We start from the raw sequence: 15,715 nt of genomic DNA on the forward strand, positions 1-15,715 counted from the left end.
GTTACGTCTGCACCGGTGTCCGCGCCGGTCCACGAGCACATTCCGAGCCTTGGCCCCGATGCGAGCTCGACTCGAAGCCCGAGTCATCCGAGCCCGGATCACGGAGCCGAGGCCCGTTGTCAGTGGGCCGCAGTACCGTTGCCGACGCAACACAACCCTCCTGCCACGGAGAGACCGTGGCCGCTGAGTCCAGAGGAGGTGGGTTCACGCATGCGTCACTACGAGCTGATGGTCATCCTCGACCCGGATCTCGAGGAGCGGGCCGTTTCCCCGCTGATCGAGAACTTCCTTTCCGTCGTCCGCAACGGCGGCGGCAAGGTGGAGAAGGTCGACACGTGGGGCCGTCGTCGCCTGGCGTACGAGATCAAGAAGAAGCCCGAGGGCATCTACTCGGTCATCGACCTCAACGCAGCACCCGAGGTCGTCAAGGAGCTCGACCGGCAGCTCAATCTGAACGAGTCGGTGCTCCGGACCAAGGTCCTCCGCCCGGACATGCACTGAGCCTGAGCGCTCAGTCAGTACCGGGTTCCGAGTAGCAGTACAGCCGAGACACCCGAGCACACCCGCCGAGAGGTCACCAAACCATGGCAGGCGAGACCGTCATCACCGTCGTCGGAAACCTCACCGACGATCCCGAGCTGCGCTTCACCCCGAGCGGTGCGGCCGTCGCGAACTTCACGATCGCGTCGACCCCGCGCACGTTCGACCGTCAGACAAACGAGTGGAAGGACGGCGACGCGCTGTTCCTGCGCTGCTCGATCTGGCGGCAGGCCGCGGAGAACGTGGCCGAGTCGCTGCAGCGCGGGATGCGCGTGGTCGCCCAGGGGCGCCTGCGGCAGCGTTCGTACGAAACCCAGCAGGGTGAGAAGCGGACCGTCGTGGAGCTCGAGGTCGACGAGATCGGTCCCTCGCTGCGTTACGCCAGCGCCAAGGTCACCAAGACCGGTGGCCGCGGCCAGGGCGGTGGCGGAGGTTTCGGCGGTGGCGGTGGCGGCCAGCAGGGCGGCGGCTGGGGCGGCAACGCTCCCGGCGGCGCCCCGCAGCAGGGTGGCGCTCCGGCCGACGACCCGTGGGCGACGGGGGCTCCTGCCTCCGGCGGCCAGGGCGGCGGCAACTGGGGTGGCAACCAGTCCGGCGGCGGCTACTCGGACGAACCGCCCTTCTAGTCCCGGGCGGGCGGCCTTCACGGCCGTCCTCGCAGGGACGGGGCGAATCCCCCACTTCTTGATCCCGTTTGGAGAGGCACAATGGCGAAGCCGCCCGTGCGCAAGCCGAAGAAGAAGGTTTGCGTGTTCTGCAAGGAGAAGATCTCCTACGTCGACTACAAGGACACGAACCTGCTGCGGAAGTTCATTTCCGACCGCGGCAAGATCCGTGCCCGCCGGGTCACCGGCAACTGCACCCAGCACCAGCGCGACGTCGCCACGGCTGTGAAGAACAGCCGTGAGATGGCGCTGCTGCCCTACACCTCGACTGCTCGCTGAGAGAGGGTGACCGAAGCATGAAGATCATCCTCACCAACGAGGTCAGCGGCCTCGGTGCCGCCGGCGACGTCGTCGAGGTCAAGGACGGCTACGCCCGCAACTACCTGGTCCCGCGCGGTTTCGCGATCCGCTGGACCAAGGGTGGCGAGAAGGACGTCGAGCAGATCCGCCGCGCCCGCCGGGTGCGCGAGATCCAGACCCTCGACGACGCCAACACCGTCAAGACGCAGCTGCAGGGCGTGAAGGTGCGCCTGCAGACCCGCGCCGGTGACACCGGCCGCCTGTTCGGCTCCGTCACCCCGGCCGACATCGCCCAGGCGATCAAGTCCGCCGGTGGTCCGGACGTGGACAAGCGCCGTATCGAGCTGGACTCGCCGATCAAGACGGTCGGCGCGCACCAGTTCACCGTGCGCCTGCACCCCGAGGTCTCCGCGAAGCTCGACCTCGAGGTCGTCTCCGCCTGACCCGGGGTCATGGCTGTCGCCGTGGTTGACGAAGGGCCGGGACCCCCGTTCTGGGGGTCCCGGCCCTTCGCCGTTGCCGCTGCCGATTCGCCGGGGTGCCGCCGCCGCTGAAACGGACCCGCGGACCCGCGGCTCGGGGGCGCGGGGGCGCGGGGCTCGGGTGCGCAGGCGCTACGCCCGCACCGCACCCGTCACGATCCACTTGCCCGAGCGCGTCCTCGCCCACAGGAACGCCATCCGGGTCGCCATGAACAGCCCCATCGCGCACCACAGCGCGGTCAGTCCGCCCCCGAGGGCGGGCACGGCCAGGGCGGCCGGCAGGAAGACGGCGAAGGTGCCGAGCATCGCCCAGGCCAGGTAGGGCCCGTCACCGGCGCCCATCAGTACCCCGTCGAGCACGAAGACGATCCCGCAGACCGGCTCGGTCACCGCCACCACCAGCAGTGCCGCCGTCAACTGGTCGCGCACCGCCTGGTCGGAGGTGAACGGAGGGATGAACAACGGCCGGGCGGCCACCACCACAAGCCCCAGGACCACTCCCGAGGCGATGCCCCACTGCACCATGCGGCGGCAGGCCGCCCGAGCGCCGTCGGCGTCGCCCGCCCCCAGGTAGCGGCCGATGATCGCCTGCCCGGCGATGGCTATCGCGTCGAGCGCGAAGGCCAGCAGGCTCCACAGGGTGAGGATGATCTGGTGCGCGGCCACCTCGACGTCCCCGAGCCTCGCGGCCACGGCGGTGGCGACCATCAGGATGGCACGCAGGCTGAGTGTGCGCACCAGAAGGGGAACTCCCGCGGTGGCGCCGGCCTTTATCCCGGCGAGGTCCGGCCTGAGCTCCGCTCCGTACCGGTGGGCGCCGCGCACCACGACGACGAGGTAGGCCGCGGCCATGCCCCATTGGGCGATGACCGTGCCCCACGCGGAACCGGCCACGCCCAGGTGGGCCCCGTAGACGAGTCCGGCGTTGAGTCCCGCGTTGGCCGTGAAGCCCGCGACGGCGACGACGAGCGGGGTGCGGGTGTCCTGGAGGCCGCGCAGCACCCCTGTGGCGGCGAGCACCACGAGCATGGCGGGGATCCCCAGGGAGCTGATCCGCAGATACGTTCCGGCATAGGGCGCCGCGGTAGCCGACGCCCCGAACAGGTCCACGATCGCGGGCGCCGCCGGCAGGGTCACCGCGATGACCACACCACCGAGCAGGACGGCGAGCCAGATGCCGTCCATGCCCTGGCGGATCGCCGACGGGAGGTCACCTGCGCCGACGCGGCGGGCGACGGCCGCGGTGGTGGCGTAGGCGAGGAAGACGAAGACATTGACGGCCGTGGCGAGCAGGGCGGCCGCGACACCGAGTCCGGCCAGCTGAGCGGTGCCGAGGTGGCCGACGACGGCGCTGTCGACCATGACGAACAGGGGCTCGGCGACCAGTGCGCCGAAGGCGGGCAGGGCGAGCGCGACGATCTCTCGGTCATGGCGTCGCGCGGGTCTGGTGGCGGCTTCGGGCATGCGCTTACCGTAGTCGTCCACAGGTAATAGGTGCAAGCCACTTTGGTCTATTACTTTGCTGACTGTGGGGTGATGGACTGCGCACCGTTTGTCGTGATCTTGGTCGCACCTGAGAAGTTTTTCTCCTGCACAGGCGGTGGATGGAGAATCCGCAGGTCACAGCCTCAAGTGGCGGTTGATTGTCTGGTTATCCACAGCGTCTTCCCCCGGCCTGTACACAGGTTGGGGCAGCTTCTCCACAGAGTTGGCCCCGTCGTCCACATGGCCTGTGGATAACCATCTTGGCTGACGGTGCCGACGGCCCTAGCGTTGGGCGTCGCGCGACGACTCGACCGACGCGCCGGACGCGGAGTCGGGACCCCTTTTTGTCACAGCCGTGCCGTAAGAAAGAGGGGCGCAGTTCTGGCATTTCGGTCCGCGGCGCGGACGGGGAGGAGGTGGCGGGGTGAACCAGCCCGAGCACGTTGGAGGGCACCTGGCCCCGCCCCCCGAGGACCCCTGGCCGGACGAGCCCCCGGTGGAGCGGCTCCCGGTCTCCCGCCGCTCCGACGACGGCGGAGACCGCGCAGACCGCGGTGAGCGGGGCGGCTACGGCGGTCGCGGCGGACGCGGCGAGCGGGGAGACCGCGGCGACCGGCACGACCGAGGGGGATTCGACGGCGGCGGGGGCTTCGAGCGCGTTCCCCCGCAGGACATCGACGCCGAACAGTCCGTCCTCGGCGGCATGCTGCTGTCCAAGGACGCCATCGCCGACGTCGTCGAGGTCATCAAGGGCGTCGACTTCTACCGCCCCGCCCACGAGACCATCTACGGCGCCATCCTCGACCTCTACGGCCGCGGCGAGCCCGCCGACCCGATCACGGTGGCCGCCGAGTTGGTCAAGCGCGGCGAGATCACCCGCGTCGGCGGCGCCGCGTACCTGCACACCCTTGTCTCGTCGGTCCCGACGGCGGCCAACGCCGAGTACTACGCGGAGATCGTCCACGAGCGGGCCGTTCTGCGCCGCCTGGTCGAGGCCGGTACCCGTATCACCCAGATGGGATACGCGGCCGACGGGGACGTGGACGACATCGTCAACTCCGCGCAGGCGGAGATCTATGCCGTCACCGAGCAGCGAACGTCCGAGGACTACGCCCCGCTGAGCGACATCATGGAGGGCGCCCTCGACGAGATCGAGGCCATCGGCTCGCGCAGCGGCCAGATGTCCGGCGTCCCGACCGGTTTCACCGACCTCGACTCCCTGACCAACGGCCTCCACCCCGGCCAGATGATCGTGGTCGCGGCCCGCCCGGCCATGGGCAAGTCGACCCTGGCCCTGGATTTCGCGCGCGCGTGCTCGATCAAGAACGGCATGCCCAGCGTCATCTTCTCCCTGGAGATGGGGCGCAACGAGATCGCGATGCGCCTGCTGTCGGCCGAGGCCCGGGTGGCCCTGCACCACATGCGGTCCGGTTCCATGACGGACGACGACTGGACCCGCCTGGCGCGCCGGATGCCGGAGGTGACGGCGGCTCCGCTCTACATCGACGACTCGCCGAATCTGACGATGATGGAGATCCGGGCCAAGTGCCGCCGGCTCAAACAGCGCAACGACCTGCGCATGGTCGTCATCGACTATCTCCAGCTGATGCAGAGCGGCGGCTCGCGCCGCCCGGAGAGCCGCCAGCAAGAGGTCTCCGACATGTCCCGCAATCTCAAGCTCCTCGCCAAGGAGCTGGAGGTACCGGTGATCGCGCTGTCCCAGCTCAACCGCGGCCCCGAGCAGCGCACGGACAAGAAGCCGATGGTCTCCGACCTCCGAGAGAGTGGTTCGATCGAGCAGGACGCCGACATGGTCATCCTGCTGCACCGCGAGGACGCCTACGAGAAGGAGTCCCCCCGCGCGGGAGAGGCCGACCTGATCGTCGCCAAGCACCGCAACGGCCCCACCGCGACCATCACCGTGGCCTTCCAGGGCCACTACTCCCGCTTCGTGGACATGGCCCAGACCTGATCGCCGAGTTGTAGGGCCTCAAAAGCCTGGCAGAATCTCACGGCAGTTGGCAGATGGATGGCAGAAATGCCACTGCCACGAGACTTGCAGTTCAGGGGCTTCACTCGTTCGGGTGGCTTGGGCGGTGGTCCGGTTCACCCAGGACGGCTGTACCGGACCCGGGCCGCGATCCTGGCGGGGGCCCGGGTCAGCGCCTCCTCTCGTACCTGGTCAGGATCACGCCGCAGGGAAGCGTCCGCGTCTCCACCAGGTTCAGGTTCACCCAGCTGTCCAGCGCGGTGAAGAACGGCGTGCCGCCGCCCACCAGGACCGGCGCGGTGGCCAGCACGTACTCGTCGATCAGCCCGGCCCGCATGGCCGCCCCGGCGAGCGTCGCGCCGCCGATGTCCATCGGGCCGCCGTCCTCGGCCTTGAGCCGGGTGATCTCGGCGACCGCGTCGCCGGTGACCAGGCGGGTGTTCCAGTCGACCTCGTCGATCGTCGAGGAGAACACCACCTTCGACATGTCCCGCCAGCGGCGCGCGAACTCGATCTCCGCCGGGGTGGCGCTGGGCTGCTGGTCGCCGGTGGGCCAGTAGGAGCTCATCGTCTGCCACAGCTTGCGCCCGTACAGCGACAGGTCGGTCGCCTGCAACTGGTCGGACCAAAACTGGAACAGCTCGTCGCTCGGCACGCTCCAGCCGATGTCGTCGCCGGGCGCGGCGATGTAGCCGTCCAGGGTCAGGTTCATGCCGTAGATCAGTTTCCGCATGGCACCAGCCTTCCGTGAGTCGGTCTCACGCGTACAGACCGGCGCGGCGCGGGAACCTCATCGGCGCGCGATCTGAGCTCGCATGTAGTCCTCGTGCTCGGTGGCTCAGCCGCAGACTCAATCGTTCCGCCGTGGAAACGGCATCGATCTGAGACCGATCTTGGGTGGCATGGCGCGGGGCGGCCTCAGTCGTCGCGCCCGGCACCGCGATCGGGTGCGCTCATGTCCCCCGTCCCGGGCGTGCCATCGGCGAGCCCGTAGCGCAGATACACGGTCCCCTTCGGACCGGCCACCGGCGGTTCGAGGAGTGTGACGTTCGTGGGCACCGCGCCACCGTCGAACACCTTCTTCCCGACGCCGAGCACGATCGGGTGCACCCAGAGGTCGAGACGGTCGAAGAGCTTCTCGCGCAGAAGGGTCTGCACCAGGTTCAGGCTCCCGACGACCTTCACGTGCTCGTGCCGGTCACGGATCTCGCGCACCGCGTCGGCCAGATCCGGGCCGAGCTGCGTGGACCCGGCCCACGAGAGGTCGGGCCTGCCGCGGGAGGCCACGTACTTCGGGACGCTGTTGAAGAGCGTGGCGATCTCGTTGTCCTCGCCGCCCTCCTGGTTCGGCCAGTAGGCGGCGAAGATGTCATACGTCCGCCGGCCGAGCAGGAGGGCGTCCGTGCCCTCGTACGCGGCACCTACCTGCGCCCCGGTGACCTCGTCCAGCAGGGGCGCCTGCCAGCCGCCGAACGGGAACCCCACCGGGTCCTCGTCGGGGCCGCCGGGCGCCTGCCCGACGAGGTCGAGGGTTGCGAACAGCTCGATGTGGATGAGGCCCATGCCTTACTCCCGATGAGTTGGTTTTTCGGTCGGAAGGTAGACCTGTGGGCGCCGCCGGACTCATCGCTGCGACGGTCCCCAGCTTCGTACTTGCCGACCGCCTCGCCCGGTGCGTCGGTCACCACCCCGTCCCGCGGTCAGCGTTCTTGCGCCGCCCGGCAGCAGGGCTCGGCAGGTATGCCGGGCGCCGTGATCCAGGCCCGCACGTCCGACCACTCGAACAGCATATGCCGACCGATCTTCGAGCGAGCTGTGATCCAGCGTGAGTGGGTAGAACGGATGGCTGCAGTCCCGCACCGACCGGCGCCTCAGCCGTTCTCCCGTGACCGGTCGGTCGCGGTCACGCTCGAGGCGACGATGCGCAGCGCCTCCGCCACGTCCTTGCCGGACGGCGCGGTCCCGGGGTCGATGAGCCACTGGGACATCACGCCGATCAGGAGCGCCTGGTAGAACGCGCCCAAGATCCGCGCCGAGTCTCCCGCGGGCTCGCGGTGAACGCCCTGGAACATCTCCAGCATGCCCTCGCGCCCCTCCGGTTGGAGGTCGGCCAGGGTCTTGCGCATCTGCGGGTCGTGCTCGGCCTGGGCGACGAGTTCGATATTGGCGGCCCACAGCTGGCGGTGGGTGGTGAAGTGCTCGACCATGCGGTTCCAGATCGTCTCGAACCGCTCGAGCGGTGTCACCTCCGGATCGAGGTCCGCGGCCATGGCCCGCTCGATCTCCTCGCCCCAGTCGCCGAGCGACTCGACGAGCGCGGCTTTCATCAGGGCGTCCTTGGAGCCGTAGTGGTAGCCGATGGACGCCAGGTTGGTGCCCGAGGCGGCCACGATGTCGCGCGCAGTCGTGCGCGCCCACCCCTTCTCGAGCAGGCAGCGCTTGGCGCCGGCCAGCAGATCCTCTCGATGTCCCATGCTCCACAGCCTAGCGCGATGGCTATACAAGCGTCTTAAACAAGCGTCCTATACAAGCGTATTAGACGTGTGTATATTCGCTGCCATGACTCAGACCAACGCAAGCGCCAAGGCCGGGCGCAAGGAGTGGATCGCCCTCGGAGTGCTCCTGCTCCCCTGCCTCCTGGTGTCCATGGACGTGTCGGTCCTGTACTTCGCGGTCCCGGCCATCACCAAGGAGCTCGAGCCCAGCAGCACCCAGCAGCTGTGGATCCTCGACATGTACGGCTTCGTCCTGGCCGGCCTGCTGATCACCATGGGCGCCCTCGGCGACCGGACAGGGCGCCGCAAACTCCTCCTGGCGGGGGCGGCCGCGTTCGGTCTCGCCTCGGTCGCCGCCGCCTACGCCCAGAGCGCCGAGATGCTCATCGCCTGCCGGGCGCTGCTGGGCATCGGCGGTGCGACCCTGATGCCCTCGACCCTGGCGCTGATCCGCAACCTCTTCCACGACGACAAACAGCGCGCCAAGGCCGTCTCCATCTGGTCGGCCGCCATGGTCGGCGGCGTCTCCCTCGGCCCGATCCTCAGCGGCTTCCTGATGGAGCACTTCTGGTGGGGCTCGGTCTTCCTCGTCAACACCCCGGCGATGCTGATGCTCCTGCTGCTCGCCCCGGTCCTGCTGCCGGAGTTCAAGGGCGCGAGCAAGGGCGGGTTCGACTTCTTCAGCTCGCTGCTGTCGATGGGGGCGCTCCTGCCCGTGGTGTACGGGCTCAAGGAGATGGCGAAGAACGGCTTCGAGGCGCTCCCGGCGCTCGCCGTCGTCCTCGGTCTGGCCGTCGGCCTGGTCTTCCTGCGCAGGCAGCGCACGCTCGACGACCCGATGATCGACCTGGAGCTCTTCCGCCGCCGCGCCTTCGGCGGATCGCTCCTGATGAACCTGATCGCGATGTTCTCCATCGTGGGCTTCGCCATCTTCACCACGCAGTACCTGCAGTCGGTCCTCGGCAAGAGCCCGCTCCAGGCTGCCCTGTGGAGCCTGGTGCCGTCCGTGGCGGTCGGCTTCGCCGCTCCCGTGGGCTCCCTGCTCGTCCAGCGGGGTGTGAACCGCGCCCATGTGCTCGCCGGGGGCTTCCTCACCGCGGCCCTCGGCTTCGTCGAGCTGACACGGGTGCGGGCCGACTCCGGGCTGTGGGTCGCGCTGACCGGGGCCGCCGTCTACGCCGGGGGACTCGTCCTGGTGATGACCCTGGGCTCGGAACTGGTGATGGGCGTCGCCCCGCCCGAGCGGGCCGGCTCCGCCTCCGCCCTGCTGGAGTCGAGCTCGGAGCTCGGCGGCGCGCTCGGCATGGCGGTCCTGGGCAGCATCGGCAGCGCGGTCTACCACCACCGGATGGGCGGGCACATGCCCGCGGGGGTGCCCACCGCGGCCATGGGCGAGGTGCGCGAGACGCTCGGCGGTGCCCAGGCGGTCGCGGCGCACCTGCCCGCGCGGACGGCCGACACCCTGCTCACCACGGCTCGGGAGGCATTCACCAGCGGGATGAACGCGGCCGCGATCGGCGCGGTGGTGGTGATGGCCGGTGCCGCCGTCCTCGCCGTGGCCCTGCTGCGGGACGCGAAGGCCGCCACCTCGACGGCGGCGGGGCCTGACGTGAAGGCCGACCGCGAGACCGACGCCGGGATGGACCCCGAGGCCGAGCGGGGGTCCTCGTCGGCCGCCGTGGAAGCCTGATTGTCAGTGGCGGGTGGCAGGCTGGCGGTCATGGTGCCTTGGACTCTGAGCGATATCGAACGAGCCTTGCGTTCCTCGTGGACAGCCGACATCTGCTCCCCCGACGACCTTCCCCAATGGCATCCGGGCAATCCGGCTCGCGGGCAGTGCGACATCACCGCCCTCGTCGTGCACGACCTGCTCGGAGGCGAGCTGATACTCGGGGAGGTGCATGTCAACGGGGTGCGGCGCGGCCACCACTGGTGGAACCGGCTGTCGACGGAGGTGGAGATCGATCTCACCCGGGAGCAGTTCGAGCCCGACGAGGTGGTCACCAACGCTCGGCTGATCGAGCGGCCACGGGGGCCGCTCGGCCGGCGCGAGAGGGAGTACGAGGAGTTGCGCCGCCGCATCGCCGACCTGTTGGGCCCACTGCCGCGCCGCATGTCGGGCCACCTGGTCTGAGCCGACCGGGAAGGCGGATGCTCCCGGACACCTTCACGGTGTCCGGGAGCATCCCACCGTCCGGCTCCGCCCCGAGAACCTGTTGGTCTCGAAGAGCAGCTGGGCACGCTCCCAGCGCCGAGGGGTGCTCTCGGGCCCGGTGTCGTAGTCGCTCTCGTACTGAGGGTACTTGGTCACGGTGACCCTCCTTCCCCACCTGAGAACATGAGTTGATCCTCAACCATTCCGGCCATTCCATCTGTTCCCACCCCCTGGCGGCACCGGCCCGCACCGTGTGCCCTTACCCTGCTGCCGTGAGTCGACTGCATCTCTTCGACATGGACGGGACCTTGATGCGCGGATCCTCGGCGAGCATGGAGATGGCCCGGGAGTTGGGGCTCATCGAGGAGTTCCGGATGCTGGAGGCCGAACTGGCCGAAGGGCTGACCGACCCACCCGGCTATGCCGCCCGCGCCTACGAGATGTGGGGGAGGCTCAACGCCGAGCAGGTTATGGCGGCGTTCGAGTCCGCGCCCTGGCTCGAGGGGATCCGTGAGGTGTGGCAGGACATCCGCGACCGAGGCGAGTACTGCGCGGTGATCTCCCTGTCGCCGAGCTTCTTCGTGACCCGCCTGCGGGAGTGGGGCGCGCACGAGGTGCGGGCCTCGGTCTTCCCCGACGTGCCCTTCGCGGGTGCGCGGCTGGATCCGCGGGGCATCCTGCTGCCGGAGTCGAAGGTGCTGGCGGCGGACGAGTTGTGCGCCACATTCGGGGTGGGCCGGGAGCGCTGCGTGGCCTACGGGGACTCGCTGTCGGACGCGCCGCTGTTCCAGGCGCTCAGGACCTCGGTCGCGGTCAACGCCGACCACCACGTACGGGAGCTGGCCACATTCGCCTACAACGGCACGGACTTGCGCGAGGCGTATGAACTCGTCCGATGAGGGCAAATACGAAACGGATTAGCCGAGTTCGGTCGCCAACAGCCTGGGGTTGTGCATTCTCCTCGGCCGGGTAGGGTCGTTTGCGATCGATCGCCGGAGACGGATACCTCAGTCGAACACCGGAGTCGAACACCGGAGACGAGCAGCGACGCGGAGGCAGCAACCACGAGTCAACCGATCCTAACGGGCGTGGAGACCCGCTTCACTGGACTTCCGGCAATATGTCCGATGCGCTACGCACTCGTGCGACGCTTTGCGCTGCGACACGCCCGACATGCCTGAACGAATTGGGAGTTCCTTCCCACTTCGGGGGGTGAGGAAGCAGACAGTGAGATGCTCGAGGCGAGGCAGACGATGGACGCTCTGACCACAACGTCGGCGCAAGCGAGGAAATCGGAGGGGGAACAGGAGCAGTCGGCAGTGGTCCCGAAGCCTGAGGAACCCCGGACCGAGGACACGGCGGACAGCAACTGGAGCTGGTTCGCCCCGGCGAAGCCGGACACCGGGTCGTACGACATCGAGTCGCAGGACCCCGGGTCGCGGGACACCGAACCACCGGCCGACCGTCCCGCGCCGAGCGCCGAGCCCCCCTCCGTGCCGCGGCAGCGAATATCACGGCACCGCGACCTCGCGGCGGCGATCAGGCCCACCGCGCTCACCGCGCCGAATCCCGCACCCGGGACAGCGCACCCGTCCCCCGCGGCACCCGCGTCCGGCACAGCGCCCGAGCGGCCCCACCCCGCGCCGCCGTCGCAGCCCCCGTCCCTGGACGACATCCGCCCGCCGGCGGCAGCCGCCGGCTCTGCGCAGCCCTCGCCCGACGCGATCCGCATCCGCCGCACGATGGACGCGATCGGACCCGTCGCGGACAAGGTGATCTCGTACTTCTACGCGGTGCTGTTCGTCAACCACCCTTACCTGCGCGAGCTGTTCCCGGCCTCCATGGACCACCAGCGCGACCGCCTGCTGCGGGCGCTGCTCACCGCCGCCAAGCACGTCGACGACAGCAGGACCCTGGGCGAGTACCTCTCCCACCTCGGCCGCGGCCACCGCAAGTACGGCACCCGGCCCGAGCACTACCCCGCCGTCGGCGAGGCGCTCATCGCCGCGCTGAGCCGCTACGCGGGCGACGTCTGGGACGAGGAGACCGAGGCGGCCTGGGTGCGCGCCTACACCGCGATCTCCCAGACCATGATCGACTCGGCCGCCGCCGAGGAGGACAAGTCCCCGCCGTGGTGGCACGCCGAGATCGTCTCGCACGAGGTGCGCACCTCCGACATCGCGGTGATCACCGTCCGTCCGGACCAGCCGTACCCGTTCCTGGCCGGGCAGTACACGACGCTGGAGACGCCCTGGTGGCCCAGGGTGTGGCGCAACTACTCCTTCGCCGGCGCCCCCAGCCCCAACGGCCTGCTGAGCTTCCACGTCAAGGCCGTGCCCGCGGGCTGGGTCAGTTCGGCGCTGGTGCACCGGGCCCGTCCCGGCGATGTGATCCGGCTCGGTCCGCCGACCGGTTCGATGGTGGTGGACCACCGCTCGCCCAACGGCCTGCTCTGCCTCGGCGGCGGCACCGGCATCGCCCCTATCAAGGCCCTCGTGGAGGACGTGGCCGAGCACGGCGTCAGGCGCCCGGTCGAGGTCTTCTACGGGGCGCGCAGCGATGTCGACCTGTACGAGCTGGACACCATGCTGCGCCTGGCGCAGCAGCATCCGTGGCTGTCCGTCCGGCCGGTCGTCTCGGACGCGCCCACGCGCGGGCTCTCCGGCCCCCTGCCGGACATCGTGCGGCAGTACGGGCCCTGGCACTCGTTCGACGCCTACCTCAGCGGACCGCCCGCGATGATCCGCAGCAGTGTGGACACATTGATGGGGATAGGCATACCGTCCCACCGGATCCGCCACGACTTCGTGGGAGACCTGGTCGGGACGGAAGGCTGAGCCGCTCGGCGGCGCCGGCCCGATGGCCGGCCCTCCCTCCGATCCGTGGCGGCGGCGTGCCTGCCCAAGGACCGCGACACCCAGGGGAAACGTTGTACCTCGATCACCGCGCACACCGTCCAGGATCGGCGGCCGAGCACGCGCTCCAGGAGGAGTTGGGCACGGTCGCGCGTGCCGAGCGCTTCTACGAGGACCAGGTGCTGGACCATCTCAACCCCCGCATGCGCGAGTTCGCCGCCTGCCAGGAGATGTTCTTCCTGTCGACCGCCGACGCCAAGGGCGAGTGCGACAGCACCTTCCGAGCCGGGCCGCCGGGCTTCCTCCACGTCTTCGGGCCCAAGTCCCTTGCCTACGCCGAGTACCGCGGCAACGGCGTGATGGCGAGCCTGGGCAACATCCGGGAGAACCCGCACGTCGGCATGCTCCTCATCGACTTCGAGCGGGACCGGATCGGCCTGCACATCAACGGCCGTGCCACCTTGCTGACGGACGGGCAGATCCGCTCCGTCCATCCGCTGCTGCCGTTCGACCCGGTCCCCGGCCGCCGCCCGCAGGCATGGGTGGAGATCGAGGTCGAGGAGGCCTACATCCACTGCTCCAAGCACATCCCGCGGATGGCCAGGCAGCCCACGAAGGGGGGCCGTGCCTGGGGCACGGACGACGTCAAGCGCAAGGGCGGCGACTTCTTCGGCGCCGCGGCCGACCGGCTCGCCGCGCTGGGCAAGCCGGAGCCGGTGGAGTCCGAGCCCCGGCAGAAGGAGCCGGAGCCGTTCAGCGGGTGGTTCCGCTGAAGGCTGCCCCGCCCCGGCCGATCCGACTCACCCGGCCCGTACCCGCTCACCCGTCCCCGCTCACGCCGGCCTGTACCCGCTCACCCGTCCCCGCTCACGCCGGCCTGTACCCGCTCACCCGTCCCCGCTCACGCCGGCCCGTACCCGCTCACGCTCACCCGTCCCCGCTCACCCGGCCCGGGCCCCGCTCACCCCAGGTCGTCGCAGAGCAGCGCCCTGACCCCCTCGATGTTCGCGGACAGGTAGGCACGCAGCGACGGCGGAACGACCTCGACGGAGGCGATCCCGGCACGCGTGAACGGGATGCGCACGATCTCGTACTGCCCGACGGGCTCGTCCACCTCGGGTCCGTGCCTGCGTGAGGGGTCCATCGACGCCAGGCGGCAGACGAAGAAGAACTGGATCTTCACTCCGCTGCGGCCGTCCTCGGCGGTGTGCTCGACGGTGTCCACGAACGCCGGGACCACATCGACGACCTTGCCGCCGAGCTCCTCGTCGATCTCCCGGTGCAGCGCGTCGGTGACCGTGCTGTCCTCGGGCTCCATGCCCCCGCCCGGAGTGATCCAGTACGGGTCGCTGTCCGGCTTGGTGCGCTTGATCAGGACCAGGTCGGGCCCGTCCAGCACGATCGCGCGGGCGGTGCGCTTGACCACGGGCCGCATCGGCGGTGCGGGGCGGGCGGTGCCCCCGCGTTCCTCGGGCTGCTCGGCTGCGGCTCCATCGACGTGCATGGACGCTCCTCCGGTCGCGTGGGCGGCACTGGATGGGAATGTGCCTTGGTCCAGGGGGTGTGAAACGTGACGGTGGCCACCGGCCTCGCCGCGGCCTACCACTCGGCCGCCGCCCGCAGCAGCCGCTCGTGCCCCAGCGCGATGTGCGGCTGGGTGAGCGTGCCGATGCGGGTCACGAGGAAGAACGTGCGCAGGGGCGGCACGGCGGGCTCCAGGAGGGCGACCAGGCCCCCCGCGGCCAGGTCGTCGCGGCACAGGTAGCTGGGCAGGACGGCGACGCCCGCGCCCGCCCGCACGGTGTGGAGGACGGCTCTGAGGTCCGGTACGACGACCGATCCGGCGACGGAGGGCTTGGTGTCGAAGACGGCCGACCAGTAGCGGGAGACGAACGGCAGGTCCTCGTCGAAGTCGATCACGGGTGCCCCCTCGAGGACGCCCGGACCGCCCTCGGCCACGGCCGGGTCGAGCCGCTCGCCCCACGAGGGGGAGGCGACCAGGACATCCTCCTCGTCGCACAGCGGCGTGGCGGTGAACAGCCGCCCGCGAGGCCGTGAGGTGGCGACGACGAGGTCGTAGTGCGCGGCGGCGAGGCCGTTGAGGTTCTCCTCGTCCCGGCCGAGGGAGACCCGCAGTCCGAGCCCGTCCGCGACGAGCACGGCGAGGGCGGGCAGCACCCGGGCGGAGGTGAAGTCACGCGGCCCGGCCAGGTGGAGGGTGCGGACGGCGTCAGCGCCGAGGTCCGCCTCGGTGATCTCGGACAGCGCGTCGAGGTGCGGGGCGACCTTGTGGGCGAGTTCGTCCCCGACGGTGGTGGGGGCCACTCCGCGGGGCAGGCGCAGGAACAGGGGGCGGCCGATCTGCCGCTCCAGGCTGCGTATCTGGCCGGTGACCGCGGGCTGGGACAGTCCGAGAAGCTGTGCGGCCCGCGTGAAGGAGCCCGCCCGGTGCACGGCGACGAAGGTCCGCAACAGGGTCAGGTCCACAGCGCCGCCTCCTCGAACAGCGAACTATAAATATATCGATAGCTATTAGGCCTAACCGTGATTGGACACTGACTCAGAGTCAACTACCGTTGGACCCGCGAGTCTCCGCGCGTTGATCATGGCCGCTCTCGGACGTCGGCCGATCCGCGCGGAGGTGGCGCACCGGGGCGTGCGGGGCCACGAGGGGGGAGGTCCCGCACGCCCCGTCGTATCCACGCCAACGGGCCGCAGCCAACGGCCCGTTGCCGAGGAAGCGCCGAA

Annotated in this window: 17 protein-coding genes; 10 read left to right on the plus strand and 7 right to left on the minus strand. The window is 69.9% G+C overall.

Annotated elements, in window-relative coordinates; all coding sequences use genetic code 11:
- Positions 1–210 precede the first annotated feature (210 nt).
- From rpsF to rplI, 4 genes are all read left to right on the plus strand, one after another.
- A complete protein-coding gene (gene rpsF, locus IEY86_RS11005) occupies positions 211–501 on the plus strand; it encodes a 30S ribosomal protein S6 (RefSeq protein ID WP_189131402.1) in 291 nt (96 codons plus the stop codon).
- A gap of 83 nt (positions 502–584) precedes the next feature.
- Positions 585–1,166 (plus strand): single-stranded DNA-binding protein, encoded by a 582-nt coding sequence (locus tag IEY86_RS11010; protein WP_189131403.1) that lies wholly within the window; start codon positions 585–587, stop codon positions 1,164–1,166.
- An 81-nt stretch (positions 1,167–1,247) separates the two neighbouring features.
- Complete coding sequence (rpsR, locus tag IEY86_RS11015) at positions 1,248–1,484, plus strand: 30S ribosomal protein S18 (protein ID WP_182660364.1); 237 nt, start codon at positions 1,248–1,250, stop codon at positions 1,482–1,484.
- A 17-nt stretch (positions 1,485–1,501) separates the two neighbouring features.
- Positions 1,502–1,948 (plus strand): 50S ribosomal protein L9, encoded by a 447-nt coding sequence (rplI, locus tag IEY86_RS11020; RefSeq protein WP_189131404.1) that lies wholly within the window; start codon positions 1,502–1,504, stop codon positions 1,946–1,948.
- A gap of 171 nt (positions 1,949–2,119) precedes the next feature.
- Here the strand turns inward: rplI and IEY86_RS11025 are convergent, their stop codons facing one another.
- Positions 2,120–3,451 (minus strand): MATE family efflux transporter, encoded by a 1,332-nt coding sequence (locus IEY86_RS11025; protein ID WP_189131405.1) that lies wholly within the window; start codon positions 3,449–3,451, stop codon positions 2,120–2,122.
- A gap of 445 nt (positions 3,452–3,896) precedes the next feature.
- On the opposite strand from IEY86_RS11025, the gene dnaB reads away from it, so the two are divergent.
- Positions 3,897–5,444, plus strand: coding sequence for a replicative DNA helicase (gene dnaB, locus IEY86_RS11030; RefSeq protein WP_229698317.1), 1,548 nt, complete (start codon positions 3,897–3,899; stop codon positions 5,442–5,444).
- A gap of 187 nt (positions 5,445–5,631) precedes the next feature.
- Here the strand turns inward: dnaB and IEY86_RS11035 are convergent, their stop codons facing one another.
- The 3 genes from IEY86_RS11035 to IEY86_RS11045 form a co-directional block, all read right to left on the minus strand.
- On the minus strand, positions 5,632–6,195 hold the full coding sequence (locus IEY86_RS11035) for a dihydrofolate reductase family protein (RefSeq protein ID WP_189131406.1): 564 nt from the start codon (positions 6,193–6,195) through the stop codon (positions 5,632–5,634).
- A 185-nt stretch (positions 6,196–6,380) separates the two neighbouring features.
- Entirely contained in the window at positions 6,381–7,025 is a 645-nt protein-coding gene (locus IEY86_RS11040; protein ID WP_189131407.1) for a dihydrofolate reductase family protein, read from the minus strand.
- A 308-nt stretch (positions 7,026–7,333) separates the two neighbouring features.
- Positions 7,334–7,936, minus strand: coding sequence for a TetR/AcrR family transcriptional regulator (locus IEY86_RS11045; RefSeq protein ID WP_189131408.1), 603 nt, complete (start codon positions 7,934–7,936; stop codon positions 7,334–7,336).
- An 85-nt stretch (positions 7,937–8,021) separates the two neighbouring features.
- Between IEY86_RS11045 and IEY86_RS11050 the strand changes: the two genes are divergently transcribed.
- A complete protein-coding gene (locus IEY86_RS11050) occupies positions 8,022–9,647 on the plus strand; it encodes an MFS transporter (RefSeq protein ID WP_189131409.1) in 1,626 nt (541 codons plus the stop codon).
- Positions 9,648–9,677: 30 nt separating this feature from the next.
- Positions 9,678–10,091, plus strand: coding sequence for a YunG family protein (locus tag IEY86_RS11055; RefSeq protein WP_189131410.1), 414 nt, complete (start codon positions 9,678–9,680; stop codon positions 10,089–10,091).
- A gap of 33 nt (positions 10,092–10,124) precedes the next feature.
- On the opposite strand, the gene IEY86_RS11060 is transcribed toward IEY86_RS11055, so the two are convergent.
- Positions 10,125–10,268, minus strand: coding sequence for a hypothetical protein (locus IEY86_RS11060; protein WP_189131411.1), 144 nt, complete (start codon positions 10,266–10,268; stop codon positions 10,125–10,127).
- Positions 10,269–10,384: 116 nt separating this feature from the next.
- On the opposite strand from IEY86_RS11060, the gene IEY86_RS11065 reads away from it, so the two are divergent.
- From IEY86_RS11065 to IEY86_RS11075, 3 genes are all read left to right on the plus strand, one after another.
- Positions 10,385–11,011, plus strand: coding sequence for an HAD family hydrolase (locus tag IEY86_RS11065; protein ID WP_189131412.1), 627 nt, complete (start codon positions 10,385–10,387; stop codon positions 11,009–11,011).
- Between the two features lie 354 nt (positions 11,012–11,365).
- Entirely contained in the window at positions 11,366–12,949 is a 1,584-nt protein-coding gene (locus tag IEY86_RS11070) for a globin domain-containing protein (protein WP_373286996.1), read from the plus strand.
- 92 nt (positions 12,950–13,041) lie between these two features.
- Positions 13,042–13,740 (plus strand): pyridoxamine 5'-phosphate oxidase family protein, encoded by a 699-nt coding sequence (locus IEY86_RS11075; RefSeq protein ID WP_229698318.1) that lies wholly within the window; start codon positions 13,042–13,044, stop codon positions 13,738–13,740.
- Between the two features lie 188 nt (positions 13,741–13,928).
- On the opposite strand, the gene IEY86_RS11080 is transcribed toward IEY86_RS11075, so the two are convergent.
- Positions 13,929–14,402 carry an NUDIX domain-containing protein gene (locus IEY86_RS11080; protein WP_189131521.1) on the minus strand — a complete coding sequence of 158 codons (474 nt, stop codon included), beginning with the start codon at positions 14,400–14,402 and terminating at the stop codon, positions 13,929–13,931.
- A gap of 164 nt (positions 14,403–14,566) precedes the next feature.
- Entirely contained in the window at positions 14,567–15,454 is an 888-nt protein-coding gene (locus IEY86_RS11085; RefSeq protein ID WP_189131414.1) for a LysR family transcriptional regulator, read from the minus strand.
- Positions 15,455–15,715 lie beyond the last annotated feature (261 nt).

The organism is Wenjunlia tyrosinilytica (assembly GCF_014646055.1).
Taxonomy (GTDB): Bacteria; Actinomycetota; Actinomycetes; order Streptomycetales; family Streptomycetaceae; genus Wenjunlia; species Wenjunlia tyrosinilytica.

Bases quoted from the DNA above. Each gene is read 5' to 3' on its own strand.
- rpsR (WP_182660364.1), top strand. From the start codon at position 1,248: ATGGCGAAGCCGCCCGTGCGCAAGCCGAAGAAGAAGGTTTGCGTGTTC.
- IEY86_RS11050 (WP_189131409.1), top strand. From the start codon at position 8,022: ATGACTCAGACCAACGCAAGCGCCAAGGCCGGGCGCAAGGAGTGGATC.
- IEY86_RS11080 (WP_189131521.1), bottom strand. From the start codon at position 14,402: ATGCGGCCCGTGGTCAAGCGCACCGCCCGCGCGATCGTGCTGGACGGG.
- IEY86_RS11035 (WP_189131406.1), bottom strand. From the start codon at position 6,195: ATGCGGAAACTGATCTACGGCATGAACCTGACCCTGGACGGCTACATC.
- IEY86_RS11025 (WP_189131405.1), bottom strand. From the start codon at position 3,451: ATGCCCGAAGCCGCCACCAGACCCGCGCGACGCCATGACCGAGAGATC.
- rpsF (WP_189131402.1), top strand. From the start codon at position 211: ATGCGTCACTACGAGCTGATGGTCATCCTCGACCCGGATCTCGAGGAG.
- IEY86_RS11010 (WP_189131403.1), top strand. From the start codon at position 585: ATGGCAGGCGAGACCGTCATCACCGTCGTCGGAAACCTCACCGACGAT.
- rplI (WP_189131404.1), top strand. From the start codon at position 1,502: ATGAAGATCATCCTCACCAACGAGGTCAGCGGCCTCGGTGCCGCCGGC.
- IEY86_RS11045 (WP_189131408.1), bottom strand. From the start codon at position 7,936: ATGGGACATCGAGAGGATCTGCTGGCCGGCGCCAAGCGCTGCCTGCTC.
- IEY86_RS11055 (WP_189131410.1), top strand. From the start codon at position 9,678: ATGGTGCCTTGGACTCTGAGCGATATCGAACGAGCCTTGCGTTCCTCG.
- IEY86_RS11070 (WP_373286996.1), top strand. From the start codon at position 11,366: ATGGACGCTCTGACCACAACGTCGGCGCAAGCGAGGAAATCGGAGGGG.
- IEY86_RS11040 (WP_189131407.1), bottom strand. From the start codon at position 7,025: ATGGGCCTCATCCACATCGAGCTGTTCGCAACCCTCGACCTCGTCGGG.